Source organism: Pseudarthrobacter enclensis, from assembly GCF_001457025.1.
GTDB lineage: Bacteria > Actinomycetota > Actinomycetes > Actinomycetales > Micrococcaceae > Arthrobacter > Arthrobacter enclensis.
This window is the reverse complement of record NZ_KQ758604.1, coordinates 159624-183190: the sequence shown is the minus strand read 5'-3', so window position 1 is coordinate 183190 and position 23567 is coordinate 159624. Positions and strand designations below refer to the sequence as shown.

The following is a 23567-nucleotide window of genomic DNA, read 5'->3' as shown; positions in this document are numbered from 1 at the left end:
CGGGCAGCATTTACGTCAACTGGGAGGGGAATCCCCGATGACCGCCTGGAACGCTGACAACGAAGCGTCCGTTTCCGATTCCGGTTCCGTCACCGTCCTGGAAGGGTCCTCCTTCTGCATTTCGTCCGGCAGCGGAGACATCATGTCCGACGGCGGCACGAACGGTGCGTTCTTCCAGGACACCCGCATCATTTCCGGCTGGGTCCTGCGCATCAACGGCTCGCTGCGCGAGCCGCTTTCCGCCCAGCGGCCCCAGCCGTTCAAGGCGACGTTCGTGGGCAGGGCCAAATGGCCCGGCGGCAAGTTCGACAGCCCGCTGGTAGTCAGGCAGGTCCGGCATATCGGCCCGGGAATGCAGGATGACATCACCCTCGAGAACTACGCGGCCGAGCCGGTGGAGTGCGACATCGAGCTGCAGGTGGATGCGGACCAGGCGGACCTGTTCGACGTTAAGGGCGGACGGACTTTTGACACCTCGGACACCGCCCGGTCTGTCCGGGACGGCAGGCTTATCATCGAGGCGGAAAGGCACGGACAGCAGCGGGGCTCGGCCATCGGAGCCCGTGAAGCCCAGGCCACCGAAGCCGGGCTGCGTTTCACCGTGACGGTGCCGGCGCGCGGCAAGTGGACCACCAGCATCATCGTGGTGCCCCTGGTGAACGGGGAAGCGCCGGAGAAGCCCTTCCGCGAAGGCCAGCTGCCGCACCACCGGGAGGGTGTGCGGCGGCACCTGGACTGGGAGGAAGGCGTCCCGCGGATCAGGATCGAGGACGCCGGCCTCCAGGACCTGCTCAACCGGAGCCAAAGCGACCTGGGCGCCCTGCGGATCTTCGATCCCCACCACCCGGAACGGGCAGCCGTGGCGGCGGGGGCGCCCTGGTTCATGGCCCTGTTTGGCAGGGATTCGCTGCTGACCTCCTACATGAGCCTGATGGTCAACCCCAACCTTGCCCTGGGGACCCTGCAGACCCTGGCCGGGATCCAGGGCCGGAAGGTGGACGTTGACTCGGAAGAGGAGCCGGGCCGCATCCCGCACGAGGTCCGGCTGGGCGTGACGGCGGGGCTGTCGCTGGGCGGCACCGCCTACTACGGCACCGCCGACGCCACGCCGCTGTTCGTAGCCGTGCTCGGCGAGCTCAGCCGCTGGGGGCTCTCCAAGGACGTGATCCAGCCGCTGCTGCACAATGCCGACCGTGCCCTGGAATGGATCGAAAAGTACGGGGACCGGGACGGCGACGGGTTCGTGGAATACCTGCGCCCCAATGACCACGGACTGGTCAACCAGGGCTGGAAAGACTCCTGGGACGGCATCAACTTCGCGGACGGAACCATGGCTGAGGCGCCCATAGCCCTCTGCGAGGTCCAGGCCTACGTCTACTCTGCCTACCTGGGCCGTTCGCTGCTGGCACATTGGGGCGGGGACAGCGATCTGGAACACCACTGGGCGGCCAAGGCGGCAGCGTTCAAGGAGGAATTCAACAAACGGTTCTGGCTGCCGGACAAAGGCTATTTCGCGGTGGCCCTGGACAAGGACAAGCGGCCCGTGGACGCCCTGACCTCCAACATCGGCCACTGCCTCTTCTCCGGCATTGTTGACCGGGACAAGGCGCAATCGGTGATGGAACACCTCATGTCGCCGCAGATGTTCACAGGGTGGGGCATCCGCACCCTCGCCTCGGACATGGGTGCCTACAACCCCGTCAGCTACCACAACGGTTCGGTCTGGCCTCACGATACGGCGATGGTGGCCACCGGCCTGATGCGCTACGGCTTCGTGGACGAGGCCAAACGAGTGGCACTGGGTATCTTCGAGGCCGCTGGACACTTCGACAACCGACTGCCGGAGTTGTTCTGCGGTTTTGACCGCGGTGAATTCCCCGGTCCGGTGCCCTACCCCACGGCCTGCTCCCCGCAGGCGTGGGCCGCCGCGGCACCCGTCCAGCTGGCACGGATCCTGCTCCGCTTCGACCCGGTCTTCACGCGCGGCGTGGTGCACCTGGCGCCCATCCTGCCGGATGTGGTGGGCGCCTTCCGGGCCGAAAACGTCCTGCTGGATTCGTCCCGGGTGACCATCACGGCCTCGGGTAACCAGGGCGGCATCGAGGGGCTCCCGCCCGGGCTCAAGCTCCTCGCCGAACCGCGCCCGCCGCTGGCCTACCCGCCGGGCAGCCCGGAAGCCGCGTCAGGCCATGCCGGGCTGAACCAGCCGGGCGCCTGAGGGTTGGGGCGTTCAGGGTAGCGGCCGCTCCAGGACGAAGTCGTGCTCCACGGTGCTGCCGAGCCTGAAGGACTTGGTGCCCACCTGGCGGAACCCGGACTTTCCGTAGAAGCGGATGGCACGGGTGTTCTGGCTGTTGACGCCCAGCCAAATCCCGGACCGGCCGGTCTCCGCCGCCGCCTGGATGCTCGCATGCATCAGTTCCGCGGCCGCGCCGAGCCCGTGGTGGTCCGGATGGACGTAGCACTTGCTCAGCTCCACCGACGGCGTCAGCGTCAGCGCCGCTGCGACGTCCGGGTCGGAGGCAGCCCGGTCCACCAGCAGGCTGTATCCGTTGAGCCGGTCACCGCTGTCCAGGACCATGACCGTGATGTCGGGATCCGAGAGGTAGCGCCGGAAGTGTCCTTCGCTGAGGGTGTTGGCCAGGTGGGCCGCGATGTCCTCCGGTGAGGAGGAGGGCGGGCAGGCCAGCGGGAAGGTGACGGCCGCCAGCTCAGCCAGCGCACCGGCGTCGTCCATGGTGGCGCGGCGGATGGTGTGGCTCATTGAGGTCCTCCTGTTCAGGGGGTAATGGTGCGGATGGGCTCGCCGGCCAGCCACGCGGTGACGTCCTCGAAGGCGCCGCCGTAGAACTGCCGGTAGCTTTCCTGGGTGACGTACCCCAGGTGGGGTGAAAGCACGGTGTTCGGTGCGGCCAGGAGCGGGTGCCCGGCCTGCAACGGCTCCTGGTCGAAGACATCAAGCGCAGCGCCCCGGATCCAGCCCTCGTTCAGCGCCCTGATCAGTGCCTCCTGGTCAACCAGCGACCCGCGCGCGGTGTTCACCAGGATGCCCTCCGGACCGAGGAGCCGCAGTTCCTCCTCGCCCACGGTGTTTTCAGAGCGGGGCGAAAGCCGCAAGTGGAGGGTGGCGACGTCGGACACGCGGAACAGTTCGTCCTTGGACACCAGCCGTGCACCGGCCTCCGCCGCGGCCTCCTCCGTCAGGTTCTGGCTCCACGCCACCACGTCCATGCCGAAGGCCTGTCCGTAGCCGGCGATCCGGCGGCCGATTTTGCCCAGTCCCACAATGCCCAGGGTCTTGCCTGCCAGCTCCACACCCACCGTGGACTGCCAGGATCCGGCCCGCAGCGAGTTCTCTTCGGCCGGGAGGTGCCGCGCGCAGGCCAGCAGCAGGGCCCACGTCAGTTCAGGGGCAGCGGTGGGGGACCCTGGCGTGCCGCACACCGTCACGCCGTGCTCGGCGGCGGCCGCGACGTCGATGGAGGCGTTGGCCATGCCGGTGGTGACCAGCAGCTGGAGCGCGGGGAGTTTTTCGAAGACCTCGCGCGTGAAGGCCGTCCGTTCCCGCATCGCCACCACCATGGTGCTGTCCGCCAAGGCCGACACAAGGGCATCCTGCGAGGCGAAGGGTTCGCGGAAGGTGGCCACCGACACCCCGTCCGCCTCCAGGGCAGCCCAGTCGGCGAAGCCACGGGCCACGTCCTGGTAGTCGTCGAGGATGGCAAGGCGGTGCGGCATGAGGGTGTCCTGTCCGTCGGCGGAAAGTCAGGTTCATCGTAAGCCAGGGCGCTCCGCCGGGTCTTCCGTGATTCCGGCTCCGCGCGGCGTGATAGCAATGAAGGTGATGAAACATCCCCTTTCCTTCCGTGCCGCCCCGTGAGCGGCCGGACACTCTCCCGCATTCCCCGCAGCTGGATCCTGCTCGCCTGCATCGGCCTGCTGGCACTGAACCTGCGCGGCCCGTTCGTGGCCGTAGCGCCGGTGGTGGGACCCATGCAGGCGGAACTGGCCTTCTCGCCCGTGGTGCTGGGCCTGCTGACCAGCATTCCCGTGCTGTGCTTCTCGCTCGCCTCGCCGCTGGCCTCCCTGGCCGCACGCAGGTTCGGTGCCGAGTTCGCGGTCACCCTCACTATCCTGGGGGTCCTGGCCGGCGTGGTGGTCCGCTCTGCGGGTGGCCCGGTGCTGGTGGTGGCGGGCACGGTGGTCATCGGGCTGGCCATCACCGTGGGGAACATTGCGGTCCCGCTGATCATCCGGCGCGATTTCCCGCCCCGGCGCCAGGGCACCGCCATGGGGATCTACACGGCTGCGCTGAACATCGGCTCGTTCCTGACGTCCGTGGCCATGGCGCCGTTGGCCGGGTGGGCCGGCTGGCGTGCCGCGCTGGCCTCGGTGGCACTGCTGGCCGTCGCCGCCATCGTGGCGTGGACGCTGGCGGTGGGGCCGAGGACCGCGTTCCTGGCAGCGGCCGCCGTCGAGGAACCCGGAGAGGCCGGCCTGCCGGCCGTGGCAGGGACCGGGTGGATCACGTTCGGACTCACCGCCGGCTTCGGCGGGCAGGCTTTCTCCTACTACGGTGTCACCGCCTGGCTGCCCAGCTACCTGCACGATGAACTGGGAATGAACGCCGCAGAGGCCGGAGCCGCGTCCTCAATCTTCCAGATCCTGGCCATCGTGGGCGGCCTCGGCGTACCGTTCGCGGCCAAATACATGAGTACGACGGCGGTGGCGGTCACCTTGGGCGTGCTGTGGACGGCCGTCCCGGCCGGGCTACTGCTGGCCCCGCAGCTGTGGTGGCTGTGGTCCACGTGCGGCGGAATCGCCCAGGGCGGCGGCATCACCATCATCTTCATTGCCATCATCCGGCTGGCCCGGTCCCAGGCCTCGGCCGGCCGGATGTCCGCCACTGTGCAGGGACTTGGCTACTGCCTGGCGGCCGTCGCCCCGCCCCTGGTGGGGCTGGTCCACGATGTCTCGGAGTCCTGGACGCCAGCGCTGCTGGTGATCCTGGCGTCGGTGCTGACCTTCTTCGTCAGCACCACCCTCTCCGTCCGCCGGGTGCCGCGCGGCCGCTAAGCCGGCGCCCGGCGTCGTACACTGCATCAGCACCCCGACGCCCGCTCAGATCCTGCAGCAAATGGTGGGACGCTCTCTCAGATCTTGCGCCCCAAAGGAAATCGCTCTCTCACTTTCTTTAGGAAAGTGAGAGAGCGTCCGGGGGTTTCCGCGTCAAGTGAGAGAGCGTCGGAGGGGTAGGTTCCGCTGCCGGGCCGGCCCTCCGGATTTCGGAGGGGCCTGTTGCGAAGGGCGTGCCGGCCCGGCAAACGGAAGTTCTTGCGGTGGCTCCCGGTCAGGCCGCGGCGAGTTCCTCGACGGTGGCCTTTTCGCGGGCTTCGGTGAGGTAGCGGGCGTAGGCGGGAAGGGTCAGGAAGGACGGGAAATCACGGGCGAGGGTGACTTCCTCAAAGATGTCGCGGGCATCCTCGAACCGGTCGCCGTCAAAGCGTTCCAGCCGTGCGAACTCCTCATCCAGCAGCTCTTCCACCCATTCGTGGCTGACGATCTCGCCGTGGTCCGTGATGGCACGGGCGTAGATCCACTGCCACAGCTGGGAGCGCGAGATCTCGGCGGTGGCGGCGTCCTCCATCAGGTTGTGGATGGCCACCGCCCCGTTGCCCCGCAGCCAGGACTCGATGTACCGGATGCCCACTTCGATGTTGTTCCGGATGCCCTGCTCGGTGATGGTGCCGTGCAGGGAAGCAACGTCGATCAGGGCGCGGTCGTCCGGGGTGACGTCCTCGCGCAGCTTGCCGAGCTGGTTGGGGCGCTCGCCAAGGACTGAATCGAAAACGTCGCGGCAGATGGGCACCAGGTCCGGGTGGGCAACCCAGGAACCGTCAAAGCCGTCGTTGGCCTCGCGGGTCTTGTCGGCGCGGACCTTCTCCAGGGCGTTGGCGTTGGCTTCCGGATCCTTGCGGTTGGGGACGGCCGCAGCCATGCCGCCGATGGCCATGGCGCCGCGCCGGTGGCAGGCCCGGACCAGCTGCTCGGTGTAGGAGCGCATGAAGGGGGCGGTCATGGTCACCTGGCCGCGGTCCGGCATCACGAACCGGGGACCACGGGTGCGGAAGTTCTTGATGATGGAGAAGATGTAGTCCCATCGGCCGGCGTTCAGGCCCGAGGCGTGGTCGCGCAGTTCGTAAAGGATCTCCTCCATCTCGAAGGCGGCCGTGATGGTCTCGATCAGCACCGTGGCCCGGATGGTGCCCTGCGGGATGCCGAGCAGGTCCTGGGCCAGGATGAAGATGTCGTTCCAGAGCCGGGCTTCGAGGTGGTTCTCAATCTTGGGCAGGTAGAAGTAGGGGCCTTTACCCTGCGCCAGGAGGCGTCGGGCGTTGTGGAAGAAGAACAGGCCAAAGTCCACGATGCCGCCGGCGATGGGTTCGCCGTCGATGAGCATATGCTTCTCCGGGAGGTGCCAGCCGCGGGGGCGGACCACGATGGTGGGCAGTTCGCCGGCGGGCTTGAGCTTGTACTCCTTGCCCTCGTCCGTGGTGAAGTCGATCCGGCGTTCCAGGGCATCGGTGAGGTTGAGCTGGCCCTTGATGACGTTGCGCCAGGTGGGGGTGGAGGAGTCTTCCATGTCCGCGAGCCAGACCTTGGCGCCGGAGTTCAAGGCATTAATGGTCATCTTCTTGTCCACCGGGCCGGTGATCTCAACGCGGCGGTCCTCCAGGCCGGGTGCGGGGGGAGCGACGCGCCAGGACGGGTCGTTGCGGATGTGCTCGGTCTCCCGGAGGAACCGGGGATCCTGGCCTGCGGCGATATCGGCGCGCCGTGCCCGCCGCGCCTGCAGCAGTTCCTGCCTGCGCTCCGCTGTGGCGCGGTGCAGTTTGGCGATGAACGCCAGCGCGTCCGGCGTCAGCACCTCATCCTGCCGGCAAATGGGCTGCGCCGTCATGGTGATGCCGTTGATCGTGAATGAGTCAGTAAAGCGGTTCATGGGAGTTCTCCTTGAAAACCCTCGTTGCTCTATCACTTTTGGTACCCAAACAGGACTTTTAGGGCCCCAAAGTGATAGAGCAACGAGCGGGAAAGTATGGGTTTTAGTGGAACTGGCCCTCTTCGGTGGATCCCACGAGGGCGAGAGTGGACGCGTTGGGGTTGAGCGCCGTGGAGATGGTGTCGAAGTAGCCGGTGCCGACTTCGCGCTGGTGCTTGGTTGCGGTGTAGCCGCGGGATTCGGAGGCGAATTCCTTTTCCTGGAGTTCAACGTAGGCGCTCATGCCGTTGCGGGCGTAGCCGTGGGCGAGGTCGAACATCGAGTAGTTCAGGGCGTGGAAGCCGGCCAGGGTGATGAACTGGAACGTGAAGCCCATGGCTCCGAGTTCACGCTGGAACTTGGCGATCGTGTCGTCGTCCAGGTGCTTGCGCCAGTTGAACGACGGCGAGCAGTTGTAGGAGAGCATCTGGTCCGGGAACTCGGCCTTGACGGATTCGGCGAACTTGCGCGCCAGCTCAAGGTCCGGGGTGCCGGTCTCCATCCAGATCAGGTCCGAGTACGGGGCGTAGGCCTTGGCCCGGGCGATGCAGGGTTCGATGCCGTTGCGGACCTTGTAGAAGCCCTCGGCGGTGCGGACCGGCTGTCCCCCTTCGCGGAGGATGAATTCCTGGTCGCGCTCGTCCACGTCTGAGGTGATCAGGGTGGCGGCCTCGGCGTCGGTGCGGGCAATGACGACGGTGGGGGTGCCGGCAACGTCAGCCGCGAGCCGGGCGGCGTTCAGGGTGCGCACGTGCTGCTGGGTGGGGATCAGGACCTTGCCGCCGAGGTGGCCGCACTTCTTTTCCGAGGCGAGCTGGTCCTCCCAGTGAACGCCGGAGGCGCCGGCCTGGATCATTGACTTCATGAGCTCGTAGGCGTTCAGCGGGCCGCCGAAGCCGGCCTCTGCGTCGGCAACGATCGGCACGAGCCAGTCCTCGACGGTCTGGATGCCTTCGGAGAACTCGATCTGGTCGGCGCGGAGCAGGGCGTTGTTGATCCGGCGGACCACGGTGGGGACCGAGTTGGCCGGGTAGAGGGACTGGTCCGGGTAGGTGTGGCCGGAGTTGTTGGCGTCCGCGGCAACCTGCCAGCCGGAGAGGTAGATGGCACGGAGGCCTGCTTTGACCTGCTGGACGGCCTGGTTACCGGTGAGGGCGCCAAGGGCGTTGGTGTAGCCGCCGGTCTTGTGTTCCTCCGTGAGCTGCTTCCACAGCTTTTCCGAACCCCGGCGGGCCAGCGTGTGTTCCTCGGAGACACGGCCGCGAAGACGGACGACGTCGGAGGCTGAGTAGTCCCGGGTCACACCTTCCCAGCGGGGGTTGGCGGCCCACTCGAGCTCCAGGGCGGCGGCCTGCTCTTCAGGCGTCTGCGAGGTGGGCTCAAATGCTGCAGTCATCGTTGATCTCCTTGATTGAGCTCCGGAGGGAGTAGGTGGGAACCGCGCCGTTGAGGTTCCCACCGGCTTATCCGGTGCGGTGTTTCTTTCCGTGACAACTACTTTTCAGCACTTTCAACCCCCTTTCCAGATAAAACCTCTGGAAAGAAACGCACTTCTTCACGTATTCTTCAGAAATGTCGCCTTCAAGCTGGAACCGGGACATCCTGCAGCCGCCGTCGGCCGCCGCCCCCGAACTCGACGTCATCGCCCTGGGCCGCCGCGTCCGCCATCTCCGCAAGCAAGCCGGGCTGACGCTCGATGACCTGAGTGCCGCCGTCGGAACCGCTCCCAGCCAGCTGAGCCTGATTGAGAACGGCAAGCGCGAACCCAAGCTGACCCTGCTGCAGCACCTCGCCTCAGCGCTCGGTGTCAGCATCGACCAGCTGCTTGGGGCAGAGCCGCCCAGCCGCCGGGCCGCCCTGGAGATCGAGCTGGAACGGTACCAGCGCGGACCGCTCTACGAGTCCCTCAACCTGCCGAAAATCCGCATCAGTTCACGGCTTCCGCTGGATGTCCTCGAGGCCCAGGTGGGGCTGCTCCATGAGCTTGAGCGGAAGATGAACGAGCAGGTGGCCACACCCGAGGAAGCCCGCCGTGCCAACGGCGAACTGCGGGCCATGATGCGGGAGCGCGGCAACTACTTCCCGGAGTATGAGGCCGAGGCGCAGAAGGTCCTCAAGGAGGTGGGTTACACCACCGGTCCGCTGAGCCAGCACGTCATCGCGGACATCGCCGCGCACCTGGGTTTCACCCTGTACCACGTGTCTGATCTGCCGCATTCAACCCGGTCCGTTACCGATTTGAAGAACCGCAGAATTTACCTGACGCAGAGCCAGCGGCAGGACCATGACCCGCGGTCGGTGCTGCTGCAGGCGCTGGGCCACTACGTCCTGGGGCACGAGACCCCCAAGAACTACGGGGACTTCCTGGCCCAGCGCGTGGCCACCAACTATTTCGCTGCAGCGCTGCTGCTCCCGGAACAGGCCACTGTGGAATTTCTGCAAAAAGCCAAAGCGGCCAAGGAAATTGCGGTCGAGGACATCCGTGATGCCTTCGCTGTGTCCTACGAGACCGCGGCGCACCGTTTCACCAACCTGGCCACAAAGCACCTGGGCATCACCACCCATTTCCAGAAGACGCACCAGAGCGGCATCATCTACAAGGCCTACGAGAACGACGGCGTGAACTTCCCGCAGGACCATACCGGCGCCATTGAGGGCCAGCCGTCGTGCAAAGCCTGGACGTCCCGGGCCGTCTTCGATGTGCCGGACAAGTTCAGTGCCTACAGCCAGTACACGGATACGCCGTCCGGCACGTATTGGTGCACCGCGCGCACGGAACGCTCGGCGACCGGCCAGTTCTCCCTGAGCATCGGCGTGCCGTACCAGCACGTGAAGTGGTTCCGGGGGCGGGAAACTACCGCCCGGGCCACCTCAAACTGCCCAGACCCCACCTGCTGCAAACGTCCGCCGGCTGAGCTGACCAACGAATGGGCCGGCAACGCCTGGCCCTCGGCGCGGGCACACTCGCACTTGCTCGCGGCCATGCCGCCCGGCGCTTTCCCCGGCGTGGACGAAACTGAGGTGTACAGCTTCCTGCAGGCCCACTCGGGGAACTGAGCCGGTCACCGGCCGGCGCTTGTGCGTGAGCCGCCACGGGGGAGCGCGCGTCGGTGGGAGAGCCGCCTTTAGGTGAGCGGGCGTGACTAGCCGTGGAGCGCCCGGTAGGCGTCCGCGGCAGCAGGGTGCAGAGGCACGCCTGCGGTGTTGATCAGGGTCTCCGGGCTGAGGAATTGAACGCCCAGGCTGGACTGCGGGATCAGGTCGCCCGCATGGTTCACCAGAAGCTGGACGGTGCGTTCCACGGTCCCGGCGTCAAGGTCCGCGCGGCACAGCAGCAGGTTGGCGGCGCCCACGGTCCACACCGCCGGAACCCCCGGGTAGCTTCCCGCCGGGATGAACACGCGGTCGTACTGGGACCCGTACCGGCTCCGCAGCTCCGGCAGCAGCGACGAGAGGTCCAGCAGTGCCAGCGCCACATCCTGCTGCGCGGCGGTGATGGCGGCCGTAGGCACGCCGCCGGACCAGAAGAGGGCGTCCACGCCGCCCGTCTTCAACGCGGCAAGGCCGTCATTCAAGCCAAGGCTGACGACGGCGACACTGCCCGGCGCTGCGGGTCCGCCCGCCGCCGAGGTACCCAGGCCCGCTGCCGCCAGCAGCCTGGGCGTGGTGAGGGAGGTCCCCGAGCCCGGCTGGCCGATGGCGACCGTACGGCCGGACAACTGGGTAAGGCCGGTGATGCCGCTGCCGCGCCGCACTATGCAGTGGACGTAGTTTTCGTAGACCTTGCCAAGGGCGGCCAGCTCCGCCTGGCCGGAGGTCCCGGGAGCCTGGCTTTGCCCGGCCCGGTCGCCCGGATTGTCCGGTTCGGCCACGGCATCGGCCAGGGACACGGCAAACGTGGCTTTCCCTTCCCTTAGCTGGGCCAGGTTGTCCAGGCTGCCGCCGGTGGGCACGGCCACGGCCCGCTGCGCCACGCCGTGGCGTTCCAGGGCAGCGGCCAGGAGGGTGGAGAACTCGAGGTAGAAGCCCCCCGTTTCGCCGCCGGCAACGGTCAACAGCTCCGGCCTGCTCCCGCTGCAGGCGGCCAGCCCGGATGGGAGCAGCGCCACGGCTGCCAAGCCTGCCCCCGCCCTGAGCAGGGCCCGCCTGGAAAGAGCCGCCTGGCCGGGTGTCACCGACGCGCCTGACTCACGCACGCGTGCCACCACCATGTGCGCTGCCGTCCACAGGTTGGGCCGGGAACTGCAGGCGGGCCCGAAGGCCATGCGGCGACGCTGTGTCCAGGACCAGCCGGCCCCCGTTCGCCGCCGCCAGTTCACCCACGATCGTCATGCCCAGCCCCGTTCCCCGCACCGCCGCGTGCTTCGGGGCCCGCCAGAACCTGCCCGGCGCCTGGGCGAGCTCCGCTGCCGAAAGCCCCGGGCCGTCGTCGGAAATCTCCACCGTCACCAGTCCCTGCTCCTGCCGGACGGCGGCGGTGACAGTGGCTCCCGGCGCATATTTCACGGCGTTGCCAAGCAGCTCCCCGGCCATCTGGGCAAGTTCAGCCGGTTCGCAGGCCACCAGGACAGGACGCGGTGGGGGAGCGAGGACCAGCCGCACGCCGGAGCGTTCGGCCGCCGGAGCCGCCCGCTCCACTTCGCCCTGCAGGACCGGGTAGGGGTCGATGGGCCCGGCCACGGGCCTGGCGTCCGGGCTGTTGAACGCCCGGACGGCGTCCTCGCTCACGCGGTGCTCGGCGGCTGCGAGCTTCAGGACATCGTCCAGGATCTCCTCGACCCGCTCGAGCTCTGCCACCACGCTGGCCGCTGCGTCGTGCTCCCGCTCCGTTTTCAGTTCAAGCTGGAGGATGTCCAGCCGCAGGCGGAGCGCACCGATGGGATTCCTGAGCTGGTGGGACGTATCGGCAATCAGTTGCCGCTGCGACTCGATGCTGTCGCTGACGGTGCGGGCCATGGCGCTGAAGGACCGGCTCAGCTCACGAAGCTCGGGCGGCCCGTCCTCTGGAAGGCGGCCGGCACGTCCGGTCCGGCCCAGCTCGGTCACGGCCGAATTCAGCCTCAGGACGGGGCGCAGCACCCATCCTGTCACCCGGGCGGCGGCGAGCAGCAGGACCGCAGCGAGCGCGACGGCGGCTGCCGCCACCACGAGCCAGCGCTGCTGCAGCTTGGCGCGGGCGGCGTCGAGGTTCACGTCCAGCACCACTCCGCCGAGCACCTGGTTGGCGCTGCCGAACGAGCGGAACATGACGTCCGAACCTGAACCGAGCGGCTCCAGCGGGGCCAGGGAGGTGCCGTTCACGTTCAGCCGGGCCAGCGACAACGCATCCCGCACGTCCGGCCGGTCAGCGCTGAGGCCGCCGGAGCTGAGGGTTTCCTGCTGCATGCGGACCACGATGCCTTCGGCGTACAGGGCCGAATAGGTGTTCATCTCGCGCTGCAGCCGCGCAGTGTCGCCGTCTCCGGCGGCATCGAACGCCACCTGGGCCAGGCGGTTCAGCGACGCCGCCCGGTTGATCTGGACCTCCTGGGTAAGCTCCCGCGCGGCGGAGGACAGGATGGTGCCGGACACCAGGAACACCACCGCCAGGCAGAGCACGCTGAGGACGCCGAGCACCCGCAGCCTCACGCCGGATCAGCCTCCACCCGGTAGCCCACGCCGCGGACATTGATGATGAAACCGGGCTTCTGCAGTTTGGCCCGCAGCCCGGTCAGGTGCACGTCCAGCGAACGGGAGGACGCCAGGAAGGCATCCCCCCAGAGCGCATCCAGGATCTGTTCCCGCGTCACCACGGAGCCGGCATGCCGGGCCAGGAGGGCGAGCAGTTCGAACTCAGTGGCCGTCAGCGGGAGGACTTCGCCGTTCCTGGCGGCGATGCGCCTGCCAAGGTCTATGCCGAGGTCACCCAGGACAATGCTGTCCGGAAGGTTGCCGGTGCTGCGTCCGGCGCGTCGGGCGACCGCCTCGATCCGGGCCAGCAGCTCTACCAGTTTGACGGGTTTGACCAGGTAGTCGTCCGCGCCGGACCGCAGACCGAGCACCACGCTGCGTTCGTCGTCGCGGGCCGTGAGGATGAGGATGGGGCAATCGGTGATCTGGCGGAGCTTCCGGAGCACCTCCAGCCCGTCCATGTCCGGCAGCCCGAGGTCCAGCAGGATCACTTCGAAATCCCGGTGCACCAGCAGTGCATCCGCGCCCCGTGCCACCCTTGTGGCCCTGTGGCCGGCAGTGGCTACTCCGGCCGTCAGGGCATCGGCCATGGCGTCGTCGTCCTCGACGATCAGCACTTCCATGGCGGTATTCCTTGTCTGCGGGGCCGTGCGGGCGACTTTCCCCGCCTTTGGAGATTACCGCCTGGCGGGGACCAACCGCCTGCCCGCCGGGAAAAGACCGGATTCCTAAGGAAGTGTTAGGAAACCTGCCGCCGCGTTGGCTGTGCCGTGGATCACCCATAGTTTGGTGGAGGTCCTCCGCGCATCCGGGAGACCGTCACACCAAGGAAGGTTCATGATGAGCACCGAACAAGCAGCGCCGCTTAAGGGGGCAGCCGGGTCCGAGGCGGCACAGACCCGCCGGGCAGTGGGCAACATCCTCAAGGGTTCCGCGGGCAACCTGGTGGAGTGGTACGACGTCTACATCTACACGGCGTTCCTGGCCTACTTCCAGCCCCACTTCTTCAACTCCAAGGACCCGCTGCAGGGTGCCCTCGAAGGCATGGCCGTCTTTGCCGTCACCTTCCTGATGCGGCCCATCGGCAGCTGGTTCTTCGGCCGGTTCGCGGACCGCAAGGGCCGCAAGGCTGCCTTGACGCTGAGCGTGACCATGATGTCCGCCGGCTCCTTCTTCATCGCCATCCTGCCCACCAAGGACGTCATCGGCGTCTGGGCCCTGGTCCTGCTGGTGCTGGCGCGCCTGGTGCAGGGCTTCTCCGTGGGCGGCGAGTACGGCACCAGTGCCACGTACATGTCCGAGGCCGCCACCGCCAAGCGGCGCGGCTTCTTCTCCAGCTTCCAGTACGTCACCCTGATCGGCGGCCAGATGCTGGCCCTGCTGGTGCTGGTGGTGCTCCAGAACGCCCTGGGCAAGGAAGCCCTGTCCGAGTGGGGCTGGCGCATCCCGTTCGCCATCGGCGGCGTTGCCGCGCTGGTGGTGCTGTGGCTGCGTCGCTCCATGGAAGAAACCGTCTCCGCAAGCCAGGTGGAAGCCGCTGCCGGTGCGAAAGCTTCCGGCGAGGCACAGCCCGGCACCCTCAAGCTGCTCTTCACCAAGCACTGGAGGGCGCTGCTGGTCTGCATCGGCGTCACCCTGGGCGGCACCGTGGCGTTCTACACGTACACCAACTTCATCCTGAGCTTCATGAACAACACCAGCGGCATCCCCAAGGAGACCACCTCGGTGATCAACTTCTGGGCCCTCTTCATCTTCATGCTGCTGCAGCCTGTCTACGGCCTGATTTCGGACAGGATCGGCCGGAAGCCGCTGCTGCTGTGGTTCGGCATCACCGGCGTCCTGTTCACCTGGCCACTGATGTCCGCACTGGCCGGCACCAAGGACCCCATGGTCGCGTTCCTGCTGATGATGGGCGGGCTGCTGATCGTGGGCGGCTACACCTCCATCAACGCACTCGTGAAGGCCGAGCTGTTCCCCGCTTCCATCCGCGCCCTAGGCGTGGGACTGGGCTACGCGCTGGCCAACTCGATGTTCGGCGGCACTGTTCCGCTGATCGGGGCCGCGCTGCAGAAAGCCGGCCAAGTGGAACTGCTCTTCACCTACGTCACGGTGGCCATTGGTATCTCGCTGCTGGTCTACATCTTCGCGCTCAAGAACCGGAAGGCCACGCACCTGGACCGGGAGCAGGGCCACGCCTGGGACGGGCACGCAGAGCTGCAGGCAGACGACGACGGCGACCGCCTCACGCCTGCCAACCGCTGAGTTCCGCTGGACGCACCGGCGCCCGTCCCCTGCTTGGGGGAACGGGCGCCGGTCCGTTTAAGGCGTGGCGCGGTCAAGCCTGCGGGCGGCGGCGGATCAACGAGGAATGAACCCTCATCATCCGGGGCACCACCAGGTAGACGGCGGTGGGGACCACCACGAGCGTGAGGGCCAGGGCCTTGAGCACCGGGTGCCATCCCTCGGTCAACGGTGCGGAGGCCATCATGCCGACGGCCACCAGCGGGAAGATCGCCAGCCAGGTGATGACGGCCCGCACGTGCACGGACGGCGGAGCCGGAAGCTGCGCGGGAGCGGCAGGCGGGGTGACGACAGCGGGGCCGGGAGCGGTCTCCATGGAAATCTCCAACTAAATGGTTGCTTTTGGTGTGAACCGAGGATATGCCGCCCTCGCAGCAATTGCAACTGGTTGGTTGGAATTGCGTAAACTGGTGCCATGGCCTGGAACACGGAACGCACCAAGGAACTCCTGCTGGCTGCCGCCACGGAGGAGTTCAGCGCCAACGGGTTGGCCGGTGCGCGGGTGGACCGGATCGCCGCCGCGGCCGGGGTCAACAAGGAGCGCATCTACCAGTACTTCGGCAAGAAGGATGAACTGTTCGACGCCGTCCTGGCCGCCGAAATGATCCGCGTCATGACCGAGGTCCCCATCCAGGGGACCGGGCCCGAAGCGTTCGGCGACTACGCGGGCAGGCTCTTCGACCGGCACACCACCGACGGCGTCCTGCCGCGGCTCGTGTTCTGGGAGGGACTGGAACGCGGCAGCGAAACCGTCAGCAGGGCCACCCGCACCGACCACTGCGCCATCAAGGTGGGCCAGGTGATGGACGTGCTGCCCGGCGTCGCCCGGGAGGACGCCGCGGACCTGCTCATCACAGTGGTCACGCTTTGCGACGGCTGGCCGGTGCTGCCCCAGATCGACGCGCTCCTGGCGGGCCCCGGCACCGGCCGTGCGTCCCGGCGTCGTGCGTTCATAGTGCGGACCGCCACGCTGATGGCCGGCGCCCTGCTGGACGAGGCGGCAGCGGCGGCCTAAGCCGGGCAGAACTCCCCATGGCACGGTCCTGGACGGGACCCTAGGATATCCCTGAACCGACCGGTTCACACTGTCACTTTCCGGGGGAAAAGGACTCACCCATGCCGTTGCCGCGCCCTGCACTGTCACGACCACACCGAAATCCACGGCAGGGGGCATGGGTCAGGGCCCGGGCCGTCCTCGCCGCCGCCGTACTCCTCGCCGCCGCACTCCTTGCCGGTGCCGTCCCTGCGCATGCCGCCACCTACACCTTCAAGGGCGTAGTGAAAGGCAAACTGACCGCCACCGCCACCCCCGCTGTCCTGGGGAATGCCTGGGTGGGCGCCTACACCAACGATTCCAACGCTTCCTTCGTGGCGGGTGCCTGGTCCGCCGCGGATGGAACCTACAGCTTCACGGTTCCGGCGGCGGGCAGCTACAAAATCTGGATCACCTGCGGAAACAACCCATGCGCCGACACCTACGCGGACGAATGGAACGGCAACTCCTCAGGCTCCTACGACTCAACCCCGCTGGCCGTCACCGACGCCGCGCCCACCACTGTCTACAACCCGCAGCTTGAGGCGTACGGCACCATGAGCGGCCGCGTCACCAACAGTGCAGGACAACCCGTCACGGCAGTGGAGATCTCCGCGTCGCCCGCAAACGGGGGCCAATACCGCACCACCGCGCCGGACGCCAATGGGTACTACACGCTGACCAAGGTCCCGCCGAACCAGGCCTACATCAGTGTCCGCGACGACTCCGGCAAGCGCCTGTACCTTGAGCAGTACTGGAACGGCACTCAGGCCGTGGACACCTACACGGCCGCCACAGTCCCTCCGGGCGTCAACTGGACGGGCGCCAACTTCCTCCTCAAGAACGAGACCGTCCTTGAGGCCACCGTCACGGACACCGCCGGCGCGCCAATCTCCGGAGCGGGCTACATCCCCTACGTTTACAACGATGCCACGGGCGCCTGGGACGGACCCCAGATGGGGCCGCTGACCACCGACGGCAACGGCAAGGCCTACTGGCGGATGGTGGTGGGCAAGAAGTACAAGTTCTGCATTTCGGACACGGACTATGGAGTAACCCGGCAGTACCGCTACAAGTCCGAGTGCTACGACAACGCAGCCACCCTGGACACGGCCGCCGTGCTGACAGCGACCGCCGCCGGGCAGCGCGTCCAGGCGAACTTCCAGCTGGAAGTTGCGGGTCTGTCGCTGTCTCCGGGCCGCATCTTCGCCTACGGTTCCGCGCAGCCGGGCCAAACCCTGACCGTAGATCCGGGCGTGTGGGGACCGGCACCCGTCACCCTTACCTACCAGTGGCACCGCACGAAGGGATCGGAGGCAGCGGACATCACCGGCGCCACCGCCGCAACCTATACCGTCACCTCCGCGGACACCGGCTACGACATCTGGGCCAAAGTAACCGGGACCAAGTCCGGGTACGCCCCGCACACGGACATCGTGCACGCCGGGCAGGCTGGGGCTGAAGCCGTCACCGCGTCCAAGCCCTTCACCGTCACCGGAACCCCCAGCCCCGGCAACACCCTCACTGTGGACCACGGAACACTGACGCCCACGCCCGATTTCGGCCCGTACTACGACTGGTTCGTCAATGGTGTGGCGGACTACCGCTCCAACACCCGGACCTTCACCCTGACCGCCGCGGACGCCGGCAAGAAGGTCACCGCCCGCCTCAGCGTCCACGCCTGGCCGCTCCAGCCCTACTACGGCCAGGCCACCGTGACCGTAGCGCCGGGCACCCTGACGGCGCCGGTCCCCACTATTGCCGGAACCGCCAAGGTGGGCAGCACGCTGACCGCCAACCCCGGCACTTGGGGTCCGTCTCCGGTGACGCTGGCCTACCAGTGGTTCCGCAGCGGGACGGCCATCAGCGGCGCCACCGCGGCAACGTACCCGCTGGCAGCCGCCGACCTGGGCAAGACCATGACGGTCCGCGTCACTGGCACCAAGGCCGGGTACACGACGGTGGCCAAGACCTCCGCTGCCACCGCTGCAGTGGTCGCCGGGACGCTGACTGCTCCCGTGCCCACCGTCACGGGAACCGCCAAGGTGGGCAGCACGCTGACCGCCAACCCCGGCACCTGGGGTCCGGCTCCGGTGACGCTGGCCTACCAGTGGTACCGCAGCGGGACGGCCATCAGCGGAGCCACCGCCGCCAAGTATCAGTTGGCCGCCGCGGACCTGGGCAAGACCCTGACGGTGCGGGTCACCGGCACCAAGGCCGGATATACGACGGCGGCCAAAACCTCGGCTGCCACCGCTGCCGTGGCTGCCGGGACGCTGAGCGGTCCCACTCCGACCATCACCGGCACCAAGGCGGTGGGAAGCACCCTGACGGCCAACCCCGGCACCTGGGGACCCGCTCCGGTGACCCTGGCCTACCAGTGGTACCGCGGCAGCACCGCCATCACCGGGGCCACCGGCCAGACCTACAAGCTGGTGGCCGCGGACAAGGGAACCGCCATCAAGGTCCGCGTCACCGGCACCAAGTCCGGATATACCACGCTGGCCCGCTACTCGGCCGCCACCAGCCTGATCGGCTGACACACCCGGCGCAGCCATGACGGTGCACGTGCCCTGTCCGCCCACCCGGGCGGGCAGGGCACCCGTGTATCCACTGCCGTATCCGGCGGCCCCGGGCCGGGGGTGCCAGGGGTGCGGACTATATTGGGGCTTGTCAGCACACCACCACCACCGCGGGAGTCTGCACCCATGGCCAAGGAACTTGCCAACCAGCTCATCGAACAACTCCAGGCTGCCGGCGTGCAGCGGATCTACGGGATTGTGGGGGACAGCCTCAACCCCATCGTGGACGCCGTCAGGCAAACAGGCGGCTCGGCGAAAGGCGGCATCGACTGGATCCACGTGCGGCACGAGGAAGCGGCAGCGTTCGCCGCAGCGGCAGAGGCCCAGCTGACGGGCAAGCTCGCAGTCTGCGCGGGCTCCTGCGGCCCCGGGAACCTCCACCTGATCAACGGCCTGTACGACGCCAACCGCAGCGGCGCCCCGGTGCTGGCCATCGCCTCCCACATCCCCAGCAAGCAGATCGGCAGCAGCTTCTTCCAGGAAACCCACCCGGACCGGCTGTTCAACGAATGCTCCGTGTACTCGGAACTCGTCAGCACCGCGGAGCAGGCCCCGCGGGTCATGCACAGCGCCATCCAGCACGCGCTGGGACTGGGCGGAGTCGCCGTCGTCACCCTCCCCGGGGACATCGCCGGGCTGGAGGCCGCGGGCCCCACTCCGCTGCCTGCAACCTTCCGGCCGGCCAGCCTTGTCCCGGACCCTGCCAGCGTCCAGGCCCTCGCGGACGCCATCAACGACGCCGGAAAGGTGGCGATCTTCGCCGGCGCCGGCGTGGAGGGGGCGCATAGCGAATTGATGGCGCTCGCAGAACTGGCCAAGGCGCCGGTGGGCCACTCCCTGCGCGGCAAGGACTTCGTCCAGTACGACAACCCGTTCGACATCGGCATGACCGGACTGCTGGGGTACGGCGCCGCCGCCGAGGGCATCGAGGACGCGGACCTGCTGGTCCTGCTGGGCACCGACTTCCCCTACGACCAGTTCCTGCCGGACACCCGGACAGCGCAGGTGGACCGGGCCGCACACCGGCTGGGCCGCCGGACCGACGTCGACATCGCCGTGCACGGGGACGTGCTGCCCACCCTGCGCGCGCTCCTGCCGCTGGTCAAACCCAAGAAGAGCCGGCGCTTCCTGGACCAGATGCTCAAGAAGCATGACCGGCTGATGAACAAGGCCGTCGGCGCGTACACCCGCAAGGTCGAAAAGAAACAGCCCATCCACCCGGAGTATGCGGCGTCCCTGCTGGACCAGGTGGCCGCGGAGGACGCCATCTTCACCGCGGACACCGGCATGTGCAACGTCTGGACGGCCCGGTACATTAACCCGCTGGGCACCCGCCGGCTGATCGGGTCCTTCCTGCACGGCTCCATGGCCAACGCCCTGCCGCACGCCATCGGCGCCCAGCTGGCCAACCCCGGCCGCCAGGTCATCTCGGTGTCCGGCGACGGCGGCCTGTCCATGCTGCTGGGCGAACTTATCACCGCTGCTGCCTACAAGCTGCCGGTCAACGTGGTGGTGTTCAACAACTCCACGCTGGGCATGGTCAAGCTCGAGATGCTGGTGGACGGGCTTCCCGATTTCGGCGTGGACGTCCCCGACGCGAACTACGCGGCCGTGGCCCAGGCGCTGGGCTTCCACGCCGTCCGGGTCACGGATCCGGCCCAGATCGAGGCCGCGTACCGGGAGGCCTTCGCCCACCCGGGTCCTTCGCTAGTGGAGCTCATCACCGATCCCCAGGCGCTGTCCATCCCGCCGAAAATCTCGGGTTCGCAGGTCATCGGGTTCGCCACCGCGATGTCCAAGGTGGTCCTGAACAGGGGAGCGGGCGAGGCCGTGAGCATGGCCCGCAGCAACCTGCGTAACATCCCCCGCCGCTAGTCCGACGGCGGCACGGCGGCGTCCGGGCTAGCGGGCGCCGCCCTGCCACAGGGCGTCGAACGGGGCGCCGGACGCCACCCGGTTGCGGATGCCGGCGGTCACGAAGTCCTTGGCGGTCCGCGCTGCGTCGAGGGGAGACGCGCCCTTGGCCAACTCCGCGGTCACGGCGGCGGCCAGCGAGCAGCCTGCGCCCGACACAGCCACCTCACCCACCTTCGGAGCGCTCAGGACCTCCAGGGTCTCGCCGTCGTAGAAGACGTCGACAGCGTCCGGGCCGTCCAGCCGAACGCCGCCCTTGGCCAGCACCGCGGCGCCGCTGAGTTCGTGGATGCGGACTGCAGCGGCCTTGAGGGATTCAACGTCGGTGATCTCCAGGCCGGACAGGGACTCTGCTTCGAAGTGGTTCGGAGTCACGAACGTGGCCAGCGGCAGGATCTGGGCCTTCAGGGCCTGGTCCGTGTCCAGGGCGTGGCCGGGCTCCTGGCCCTTGCAGATCAGCACGGGGTCAAGGACAACATTGCCGAAGCTGTTCTCCTTCAGGGCGCCGGCTACCGTGCTGATCGTTGCCGGGCTGCCCAGCATGCCGATCTTCACCGTGTCCAGGGCCGAGGGAGCGCCCGACGCCGGGCCGTACGCCGCGGTGGTCGCTTCCAGCTGGTCGGCGATCACCTGCTGGTCCACCGGCACGAAGCGGTGGTTCCAGCTGTCCTTCGGATCAAAGGACACAATGCAGGTGAGGTTGGCGATGCCGAAGACACCCAATTCCTGGAAGGTCTTCAGATCGGCCTGCGCGCCTGCGCCGCCGGTGGCCTCGGAGCCTGCGATGGTGAGGACGACGGCGGGGGCGTCCGCGGACAGCGTTGCGTCAGGGGATACGGAAGTCATGCACCCATCCTGCCACCCGGCGTCGTGCGCTGCCTTGTGGCGCTGAACAGTGCCGCCGGGAAGGCTGTGTTCACCGCCACAAGAGCGCCTACCCTGCAGGGTCCACGCGGGCCATCCGCCAGACCGCCAGGCGGCCGACAGCCAGGGCGCCGGCCATGATGAGTGCCGCGGACAGCATGAAGCCGGCGTCGGAACCGGGCGATGGCCTCAGCGCGGCGAGGCCGGTGCCTAGGAGTGCACCCAGCCCGGCAAAAGCGGCAACGTGCAGCCACTGGCTGCGCACGGGATGGAGCAGGATTCCCAGCGGCGCTCCGCAGCAGAATGCCAGGACCGCGGCGGGCACGGCTCCCCACACGAGCGTGGCCAGGAACATGGGCAGGAACCAGGTCCCGCCGCTCTGGAACGCCAAGGTGAGGGCCAGGCACACCAGGCTCACCAGCGTCCCCACTGCGAGGGCCGGCGTGTCCAGCACCACGCGCCGCGGCCGGGTCATGGCCGCGAGCCGGCGATCTGCTTCAGCGCTCCGCCCAGTTCGGCCTGCGTGTAGATGAATCCGGAGGACAACAGCTTCTGCGGCATGACCCAGCGGCTCTTGAGCACGAGCTCGGTTTCGGTGCGGATGAGGATGGCGCCGGCCCTGAGGAGCCACGCGGGGGTGGGCAGCCCGACCCGCTTCCCGTAGGCGCGCCGGACCAGCCGCATCAGTTCGTGGTTGCTCACCACATCCGGCGATGCCACATTGACCGGGCCGGTGATGTCGGTCCGAGCGTGCAGGAACCGCAGGCTCCGGTACAAGTCCTCCACGTGGATCCAGCTGAACTTCTGGTCCCCGTCGCCCATGTGGCCGCCAAGCCCCAGCCGTGCCAGGTTCGCGAACGGGCGCAGCGCACCCCCGCCGGGGCCCAGCACGATCGCCATCCGCAACGGAATCTTCCGGGTCCGCGGCGTGTCTGCGGCCGCCAGGGCAGCCTCCCAGGCGCTGGCCACCTCCACCGAAAAACCGGTGCCCGTTTCACCGTCCGCCTCCGACTGCGGCCGGTCCCGGGCGTCCCGGTAGATGGTGCCCGTGCTGGCGTTCAACCATGTCGACGGCGGCTCCTGGCAGCGCGCCACGGCACGGCCAAGAGCCTCGGTTGTGCGGACCCGCGACTCCCGGATCACCGCCTTGTTCCGCGCGTTGTAGCGGCAGGACACTGAGCGTCCGGCGAGGTTGACCAGGAGGTCGGCGCCGTTGAGCACCCGGACGAGGGCGTCGTCGTCGTCCCAGCCGGTGGCGGATGTCCCCGACGCCGAGCCGATGAGCCGCACCGCCCAGCCGTCCTGCCGGAACCGCTTGCGGACATACTTGCCGATAAAGCCCGAAGCTCCGGCCAGCACCACGGTCTTGGTCGTGCCCATCTGTTCCCCCATTGGTTGGTTCATGCTGCGTTGGTTTCCTGTGCTGTGGTGGTGGTTTTGTGCTGCGGTGCCTCAGCTGCGAATGCTGCGGCTGAGGCTGAGGATGTCATCGAGGACCTTGGCGGCCCCGGGAAGGCGGGCCAGGGAGAGGCCCCGTGCCATCAGCGGTGCCGCACCGTCCACAAGGCGCCGGGTGCGCTGCTGTCCGGGGGAGGTGTCGTATACCCAGAACAGGGTGATGCCCATGTAGCCGAGCCACAGCAGCTCCGGCAGGTCGGCCCGGAGTTTCCGGGGAACCGCCGGGCGGGCGCCGTCAACCGCCAGCCGGAAAATCGCCAGCGATGCCTCCCGGGCGGGGGTTGAAGCCTCCGAGAAGGGATTGACCGGCGAGGTGGGGCGGATGGCCGTGGACACGAAGTCGGCGCCAAACGCGTGGTACGGCGCCATCACGTCCAAGCCGGCGTGCAGCACGGCTCCCAAGCGCGAGCCCAAGCTCCCGGAACCCTCCAGCGCCAGCGCAGCCGTGGCGGCGTGCTCCTCCTGGACCTGGACATAAAGCTCGTGGACAAGGTCGTCCTTGGACGCAAAGTAGTAGTAGGCGTTCCCCACGGATACCCCGGCCTCCGCAGCGATGGCCCGCATGGTGGTCTTCTCGAACCCGATCTCGCGGAACATGTGCAGGGCGGTGTCGGCCAGCTTTTGGCGGGTTTGCTCGCTCTTGACTGCCATCCTGCCCCCCGTGTTTTGAACGTGTTCAGAAATAGTATGCCACGGTTTTGAA

At 67.9% G+C, this 23567-nt stretch carries 19 protein-coding genes; 7 read left to right on the top strand and 12 right to left on the bottom strand.

What is annotated here, in order from left to right; all coding sequences use genetic code 11:
- Positions 1–37: 37 nt before the first annotated feature.
- The gene (locus AS031_RS14700) at positions 38–2218 is read left to right on the top strand and encodes an amylo-alpha-1,6-glucosidase (protein ID WP_058268905.1); all 2181 of its coding nucleotides are present in this window, start codon (positions 38–40) and stop codon (positions 2216–2218) included.
- A 12-nt stretch (positions 2219–2230) separates the two neighbouring features.
- On the opposite strand, the gene AS031_RS14695 is transcribed toward AS031_RS14700, so the two are convergent.
- The gene (locus tag AS031_RS14695) at positions 2231–2764 is read right to left on the bottom strand and encodes a GNAT family N-acetyltransferase (protein ID WP_058268904.1); all 534 of its coding nucleotides are present in this window, start codon (positions 2762–2764) and stop codon (positions 2231–2233) included.
- Positions 2765–2778: 14 nt separating this feature from the next.
- Entirely contained in the window at positions 2779–3738 is a 960-nt protein-coding gene (locus AS031_RS14690; protein WP_058268903.1) for a D-2-hydroxyacid dehydrogenase family protein, read from the bottom strand.
- Between the two features lie 138 nt (positions 3739–3876).
- Here AS031_RS14690 and AS031_RS14685 point away from each other — a divergent pair, with 138 nt between their 5' ends.
- A complete protein-coding gene (locus tag AS031_RS14685; protein ID WP_058268902.1) occupies positions 3877–5076 on the top strand; it encodes an MFS transporter in 1200 nt (399 codons plus the stop codon).
- A 274-nt stretch (positions 5077–5350) separates the two neighbouring features.
- On the opposite strand, the gene aceB is transcribed toward AS031_RS14685, so the two are convergent.
- On the bottom strand, positions 5351–7003 hold the full coding sequence (gene aceB, locus AS031_RS14680) for a malate synthase A (RefSeq protein WP_058268901.1): 1653 nt from the start codon (positions 7001–7003) through the stop codon (positions 5351–5353).
- 103 nt (positions 7004–7106) lie between these two features.
- A complete protein-coding gene (aceA, locus tag AS031_RS14675; RefSeq protein WP_058268900.1) occupies positions 7107–8438 on the bottom strand; it encodes an isocitrate lyase in 1332 nt (443 codons plus the stop codon).
- 176 nt (positions 8439–8614) lie between these two features.
- Between aceA and AS031_RS14670 the strand changes: the two genes are divergently transcribed.
- The gene (locus AS031_RS14670; protein WP_058268899.1) at positions 8615–10099 is read left to right on the top strand and encodes a helix-turn-helix transcriptional regulator; all 1485 of its coding nucleotides are present in this window, start codon (positions 8615–8617) and stop codon (positions 10097–10099) included.
- A gap of 86 nt (positions 10100–10185) precedes the next feature.
- Here AS031_RS14670 and AS031_RS14665 read toward each other — a convergent pair whose 3' ends face one another.
- Genes AS031_RS14665 through AS031_RS14655 form a run of 3 tightly spaced genes read right to left on the bottom strand, consistent with a single transcriptional unit; the run spans position 10186 to position 13335 of the window.
- Positions 10186–11253, bottom strand: coding sequence for a TAXI family TRAP transporter solute-binding subunit (locus AS031_RS14665; RefSeq protein WP_058269042.1), 1068 nt, complete (start codon positions 11251–11253; stop codon positions 10186–10188).
- Positions 11231–12670, bottom strand: a complete 1440-nt coding sequence (locus AS031_RS14660; protein ID WP_058268898.1) for a sensor histidine kinase — start codon at positions 12668–12670, stop codon at positions 11231–11233. Before AS031_RS14660 ends, AS031_RS14665 begins: the two co-directional genes overlap by 23 nt.
- A complete protein-coding gene (locus tag AS031_RS14655; RefSeq protein ID WP_058268897.1) occupies positions 12667–13335 on the bottom strand; it encodes a response regulator transcription factor in 669 nt (222 codons plus the stop codon). The genes AS031_RS14660 and AS031_RS14655 overlap by 4 nt, the downstream gene beginning before the upstream one ends.
- A 217-nt stretch (positions 13336–13552) precedes the next feature.
- Between AS031_RS14655 and AS031_RS14650 the strand changes: the two genes are divergently transcribed.
- On the top strand, positions 13553–14974 hold the full coding sequence (locus AS031_RS14650; protein WP_058269041.1) for an MFS transporter: 1422 nt from the start codon (positions 13553–13555) through the stop codon (positions 14972–14974).
- A 73-nt stretch (positions 14975–15047) separates the two neighbouring features.
- On the opposite strand, the gene AS031_RS14645 is transcribed toward AS031_RS14650, so the two are convergent.
- Complete coding sequence (locus AS031_RS14645; protein WP_058268896.1) at positions 15048–15329, bottom strand: putative antibiotic biosynthesis monooxygenase; 282 nt, start codon at positions 15327–15329, stop codon at positions 15048–15050.
- A 99-nt stretch (positions 15330–15428) separates the two neighbouring features.
- Here AS031_RS14645 and AS031_RS14640 point away from each other — a divergent pair, with 99 nt between their 5' ends.
- From AS031_RS14640 to AS031_RS14630, 3 genes are all read left to right on the top strand, one after another.
- A complete protein-coding gene (locus AS031_RS14640; RefSeq protein ID WP_058268895.1) occupies positions 15429–16028 on the top strand; it encodes a TetR/AcrR family transcriptional regulator in 600 nt (199 codons plus the stop codon).
- A gap of 101 nt (positions 16029–16129) precedes the next feature.
- Entirely contained in the window at positions 16130–18586 is a 2457-nt protein-coding gene (locus tag AS031_RS14635; RefSeq protein WP_058268894.1) for a carboxypeptidase regulatory-like domain-containing protein, read from the top strand.
- 168 nt (positions 18587–18754) lie between these two features.
- A complete protein-coding gene (locus tag AS031_RS14630) occupies positions 18755–20503 on the top strand; it encodes a pyruvate dehydrogenase (RefSeq protein ID WP_058268893.1) in 1749 nt (582 codons plus the stop codon).
- A gap of 27 nt (positions 20504–20530) precedes the next feature.
- Here AS031_RS14630 and AS031_RS14625 read toward each other — a convergent pair whose 3' ends face one another.
- From AS031_RS14625 to AS031_RS14610, 4 genes are all read right to left on the bottom strand, one after another.
- Complete coding sequence (locus AS031_RS14625) at positions 20531–21388, bottom strand: hydroxymethylpyrimidine/phosphomethylpyrimidine kinase (protein ID WP_058268892.1); 858 nt, start codon at positions 21386–21388, stop codon at positions 20531–20533.
- 88 nt (positions 21389–21476) lie between these two features.
- Positions 21477–21881, bottom strand: coding sequence for a hypothetical protein (locus AS031_RS14620; protein WP_058268891.1), 405 nt, complete (start codon positions 21879–21881; stop codon positions 21477–21479).
- Positions 21878–22786: a TIGR01777 family oxidoreductase gene (locus tag AS031_RS14615; protein WP_058269040.1), complete on the bottom strand. Its 909-nt coding sequence runs from the start codon at positions 22784–22786 to the stop codon at positions 21878–21880. The genes AS031_RS14620 and AS031_RS14615 overlap by 4 nt, the downstream gene beginning before the upstream one ends.
- Positions 22787–22858: 72 nt before the next feature.
- Positions 22859–23515: a TetR/AcrR family transcriptional regulator gene (locus AS031_RS14610; protein ID WP_058268890.1), complete on the bottom strand. Its 657-nt coding sequence runs from the start codon at positions 23513–23515 to the stop codon at positions 22859–22861.
- Positions 23516–23567 lie beyond the last annotated feature (52 nt).

Coding starts and splice junctions, on each gene's coding strand:
- AS031_RS14655 (WP_058268897.1), bottom strand. CDS start 13,335: ATGGAAGTGCTGATCGTCGAGGACGACGACGCCATGGCCGATGCCCTG.
- AS031_RS14700 (WP_058268905.1), top strand. CDS start 38: ATGACCGCCTGGAACGCTGACAACGAAGCGTCCGTTTCCGATTCCGGT.
- AS031_RS14630 (WP_058268893.1), top strand. CDS start 18,755: ATGGCCAAGGAACTTGCCAACCAGCTCATCGAACAACTCCAGGCTGCC.
- AS031_RS14645 (WP_058268896.1), bottom strand. CDS start 15,329: ATGGAGACCGCTCCCGGCCCCGCTGTCGTCACCCCGCCTGCCGCTCCC.
- aceB (WP_058268901.1), bottom strand. CDS start 7,003: ATGAACCGCTTTACTGACTCATTCACGATCAACGGCATCACCATGACG.
- AS031_RS14620 (WP_058268891.1), bottom strand. CDS start 21,881: ATGACCCGGCCGCGGCGCGTGGTGCTGGACACGCCGGCCCTCGCAGTG.
- AS031_RS14650 (WP_058269041.1), top strand. CDS start 13,553: ATGAGCACCGAACAAGCAGCGCCGCTTAAGGGGGCAGCCGGGTCCGAG.
- AS031_RS14690 (WP_058268903.1), bottom strand. CDS start 3,738: ATGCCGCACCGCCTTGCCATCCTCGACGACTACCAGGACGTGGCCCGT.
- AS031_RS14665 (WP_058269042.1), bottom strand. CDS start 11,253: ATGGTGGTGGCACGCGTGCGTGAGTCAGGCGCGTCGGTGACACCCGGC.
- aceA (WP_058268900.1), bottom strand. CDS start 8,438: ATGACTGCAGCATTTGAGCCCACCTCGCAGACGCCTGAAGAGCAGGCC.
- AS031_RS14625 (WP_058268892.1), bottom strand. CDS start 21,388: ATGACTTCCGTATCCCCTGACGCAACGCTGTCCGCGGACGCCCCCGCC.
- AS031_RS14640 (WP_058268895.1), top strand. CDS start 15,429: ATGGCCTGGAACACGGAACGCACCAAGGAACTCCTGCTGGCTGCCGCC.
- AS031_RS14615 (WP_058269040.1), bottom strand. CDS start 22,786: ATGGGCACGACCAAGACCGTGGTGCTGGCCGGAGCTTCGGGCTTTATC.
- AS031_RS14670 (WP_058268899.1), top strand. CDS start 8,615: ATGTCGCCTTCAAGCTGGAACCGGGACATCCTGCAGCCGCCGTCGGCC.
- AS031_RS14635 (WP_058268894.1), top strand. CDS start 16,130: ATGCCGTTGCCGCGCCCTGCACTGTCACGACCACACCGAAATCCACGG.
- AS031_RS14695 (WP_058268904.1), bottom strand. CDS start 2,764: ATGAGCCACACCATCCGCCGCGCCACCATGGACGACGCCGGTGCGCTG.
- AS031_RS14610 (WP_058268890.1), bottom strand. CDS start 23,515: ATGGCAGTCAAGAGCGAGCAAACCCGCCAAAAGCTGGCCGACACCGCC.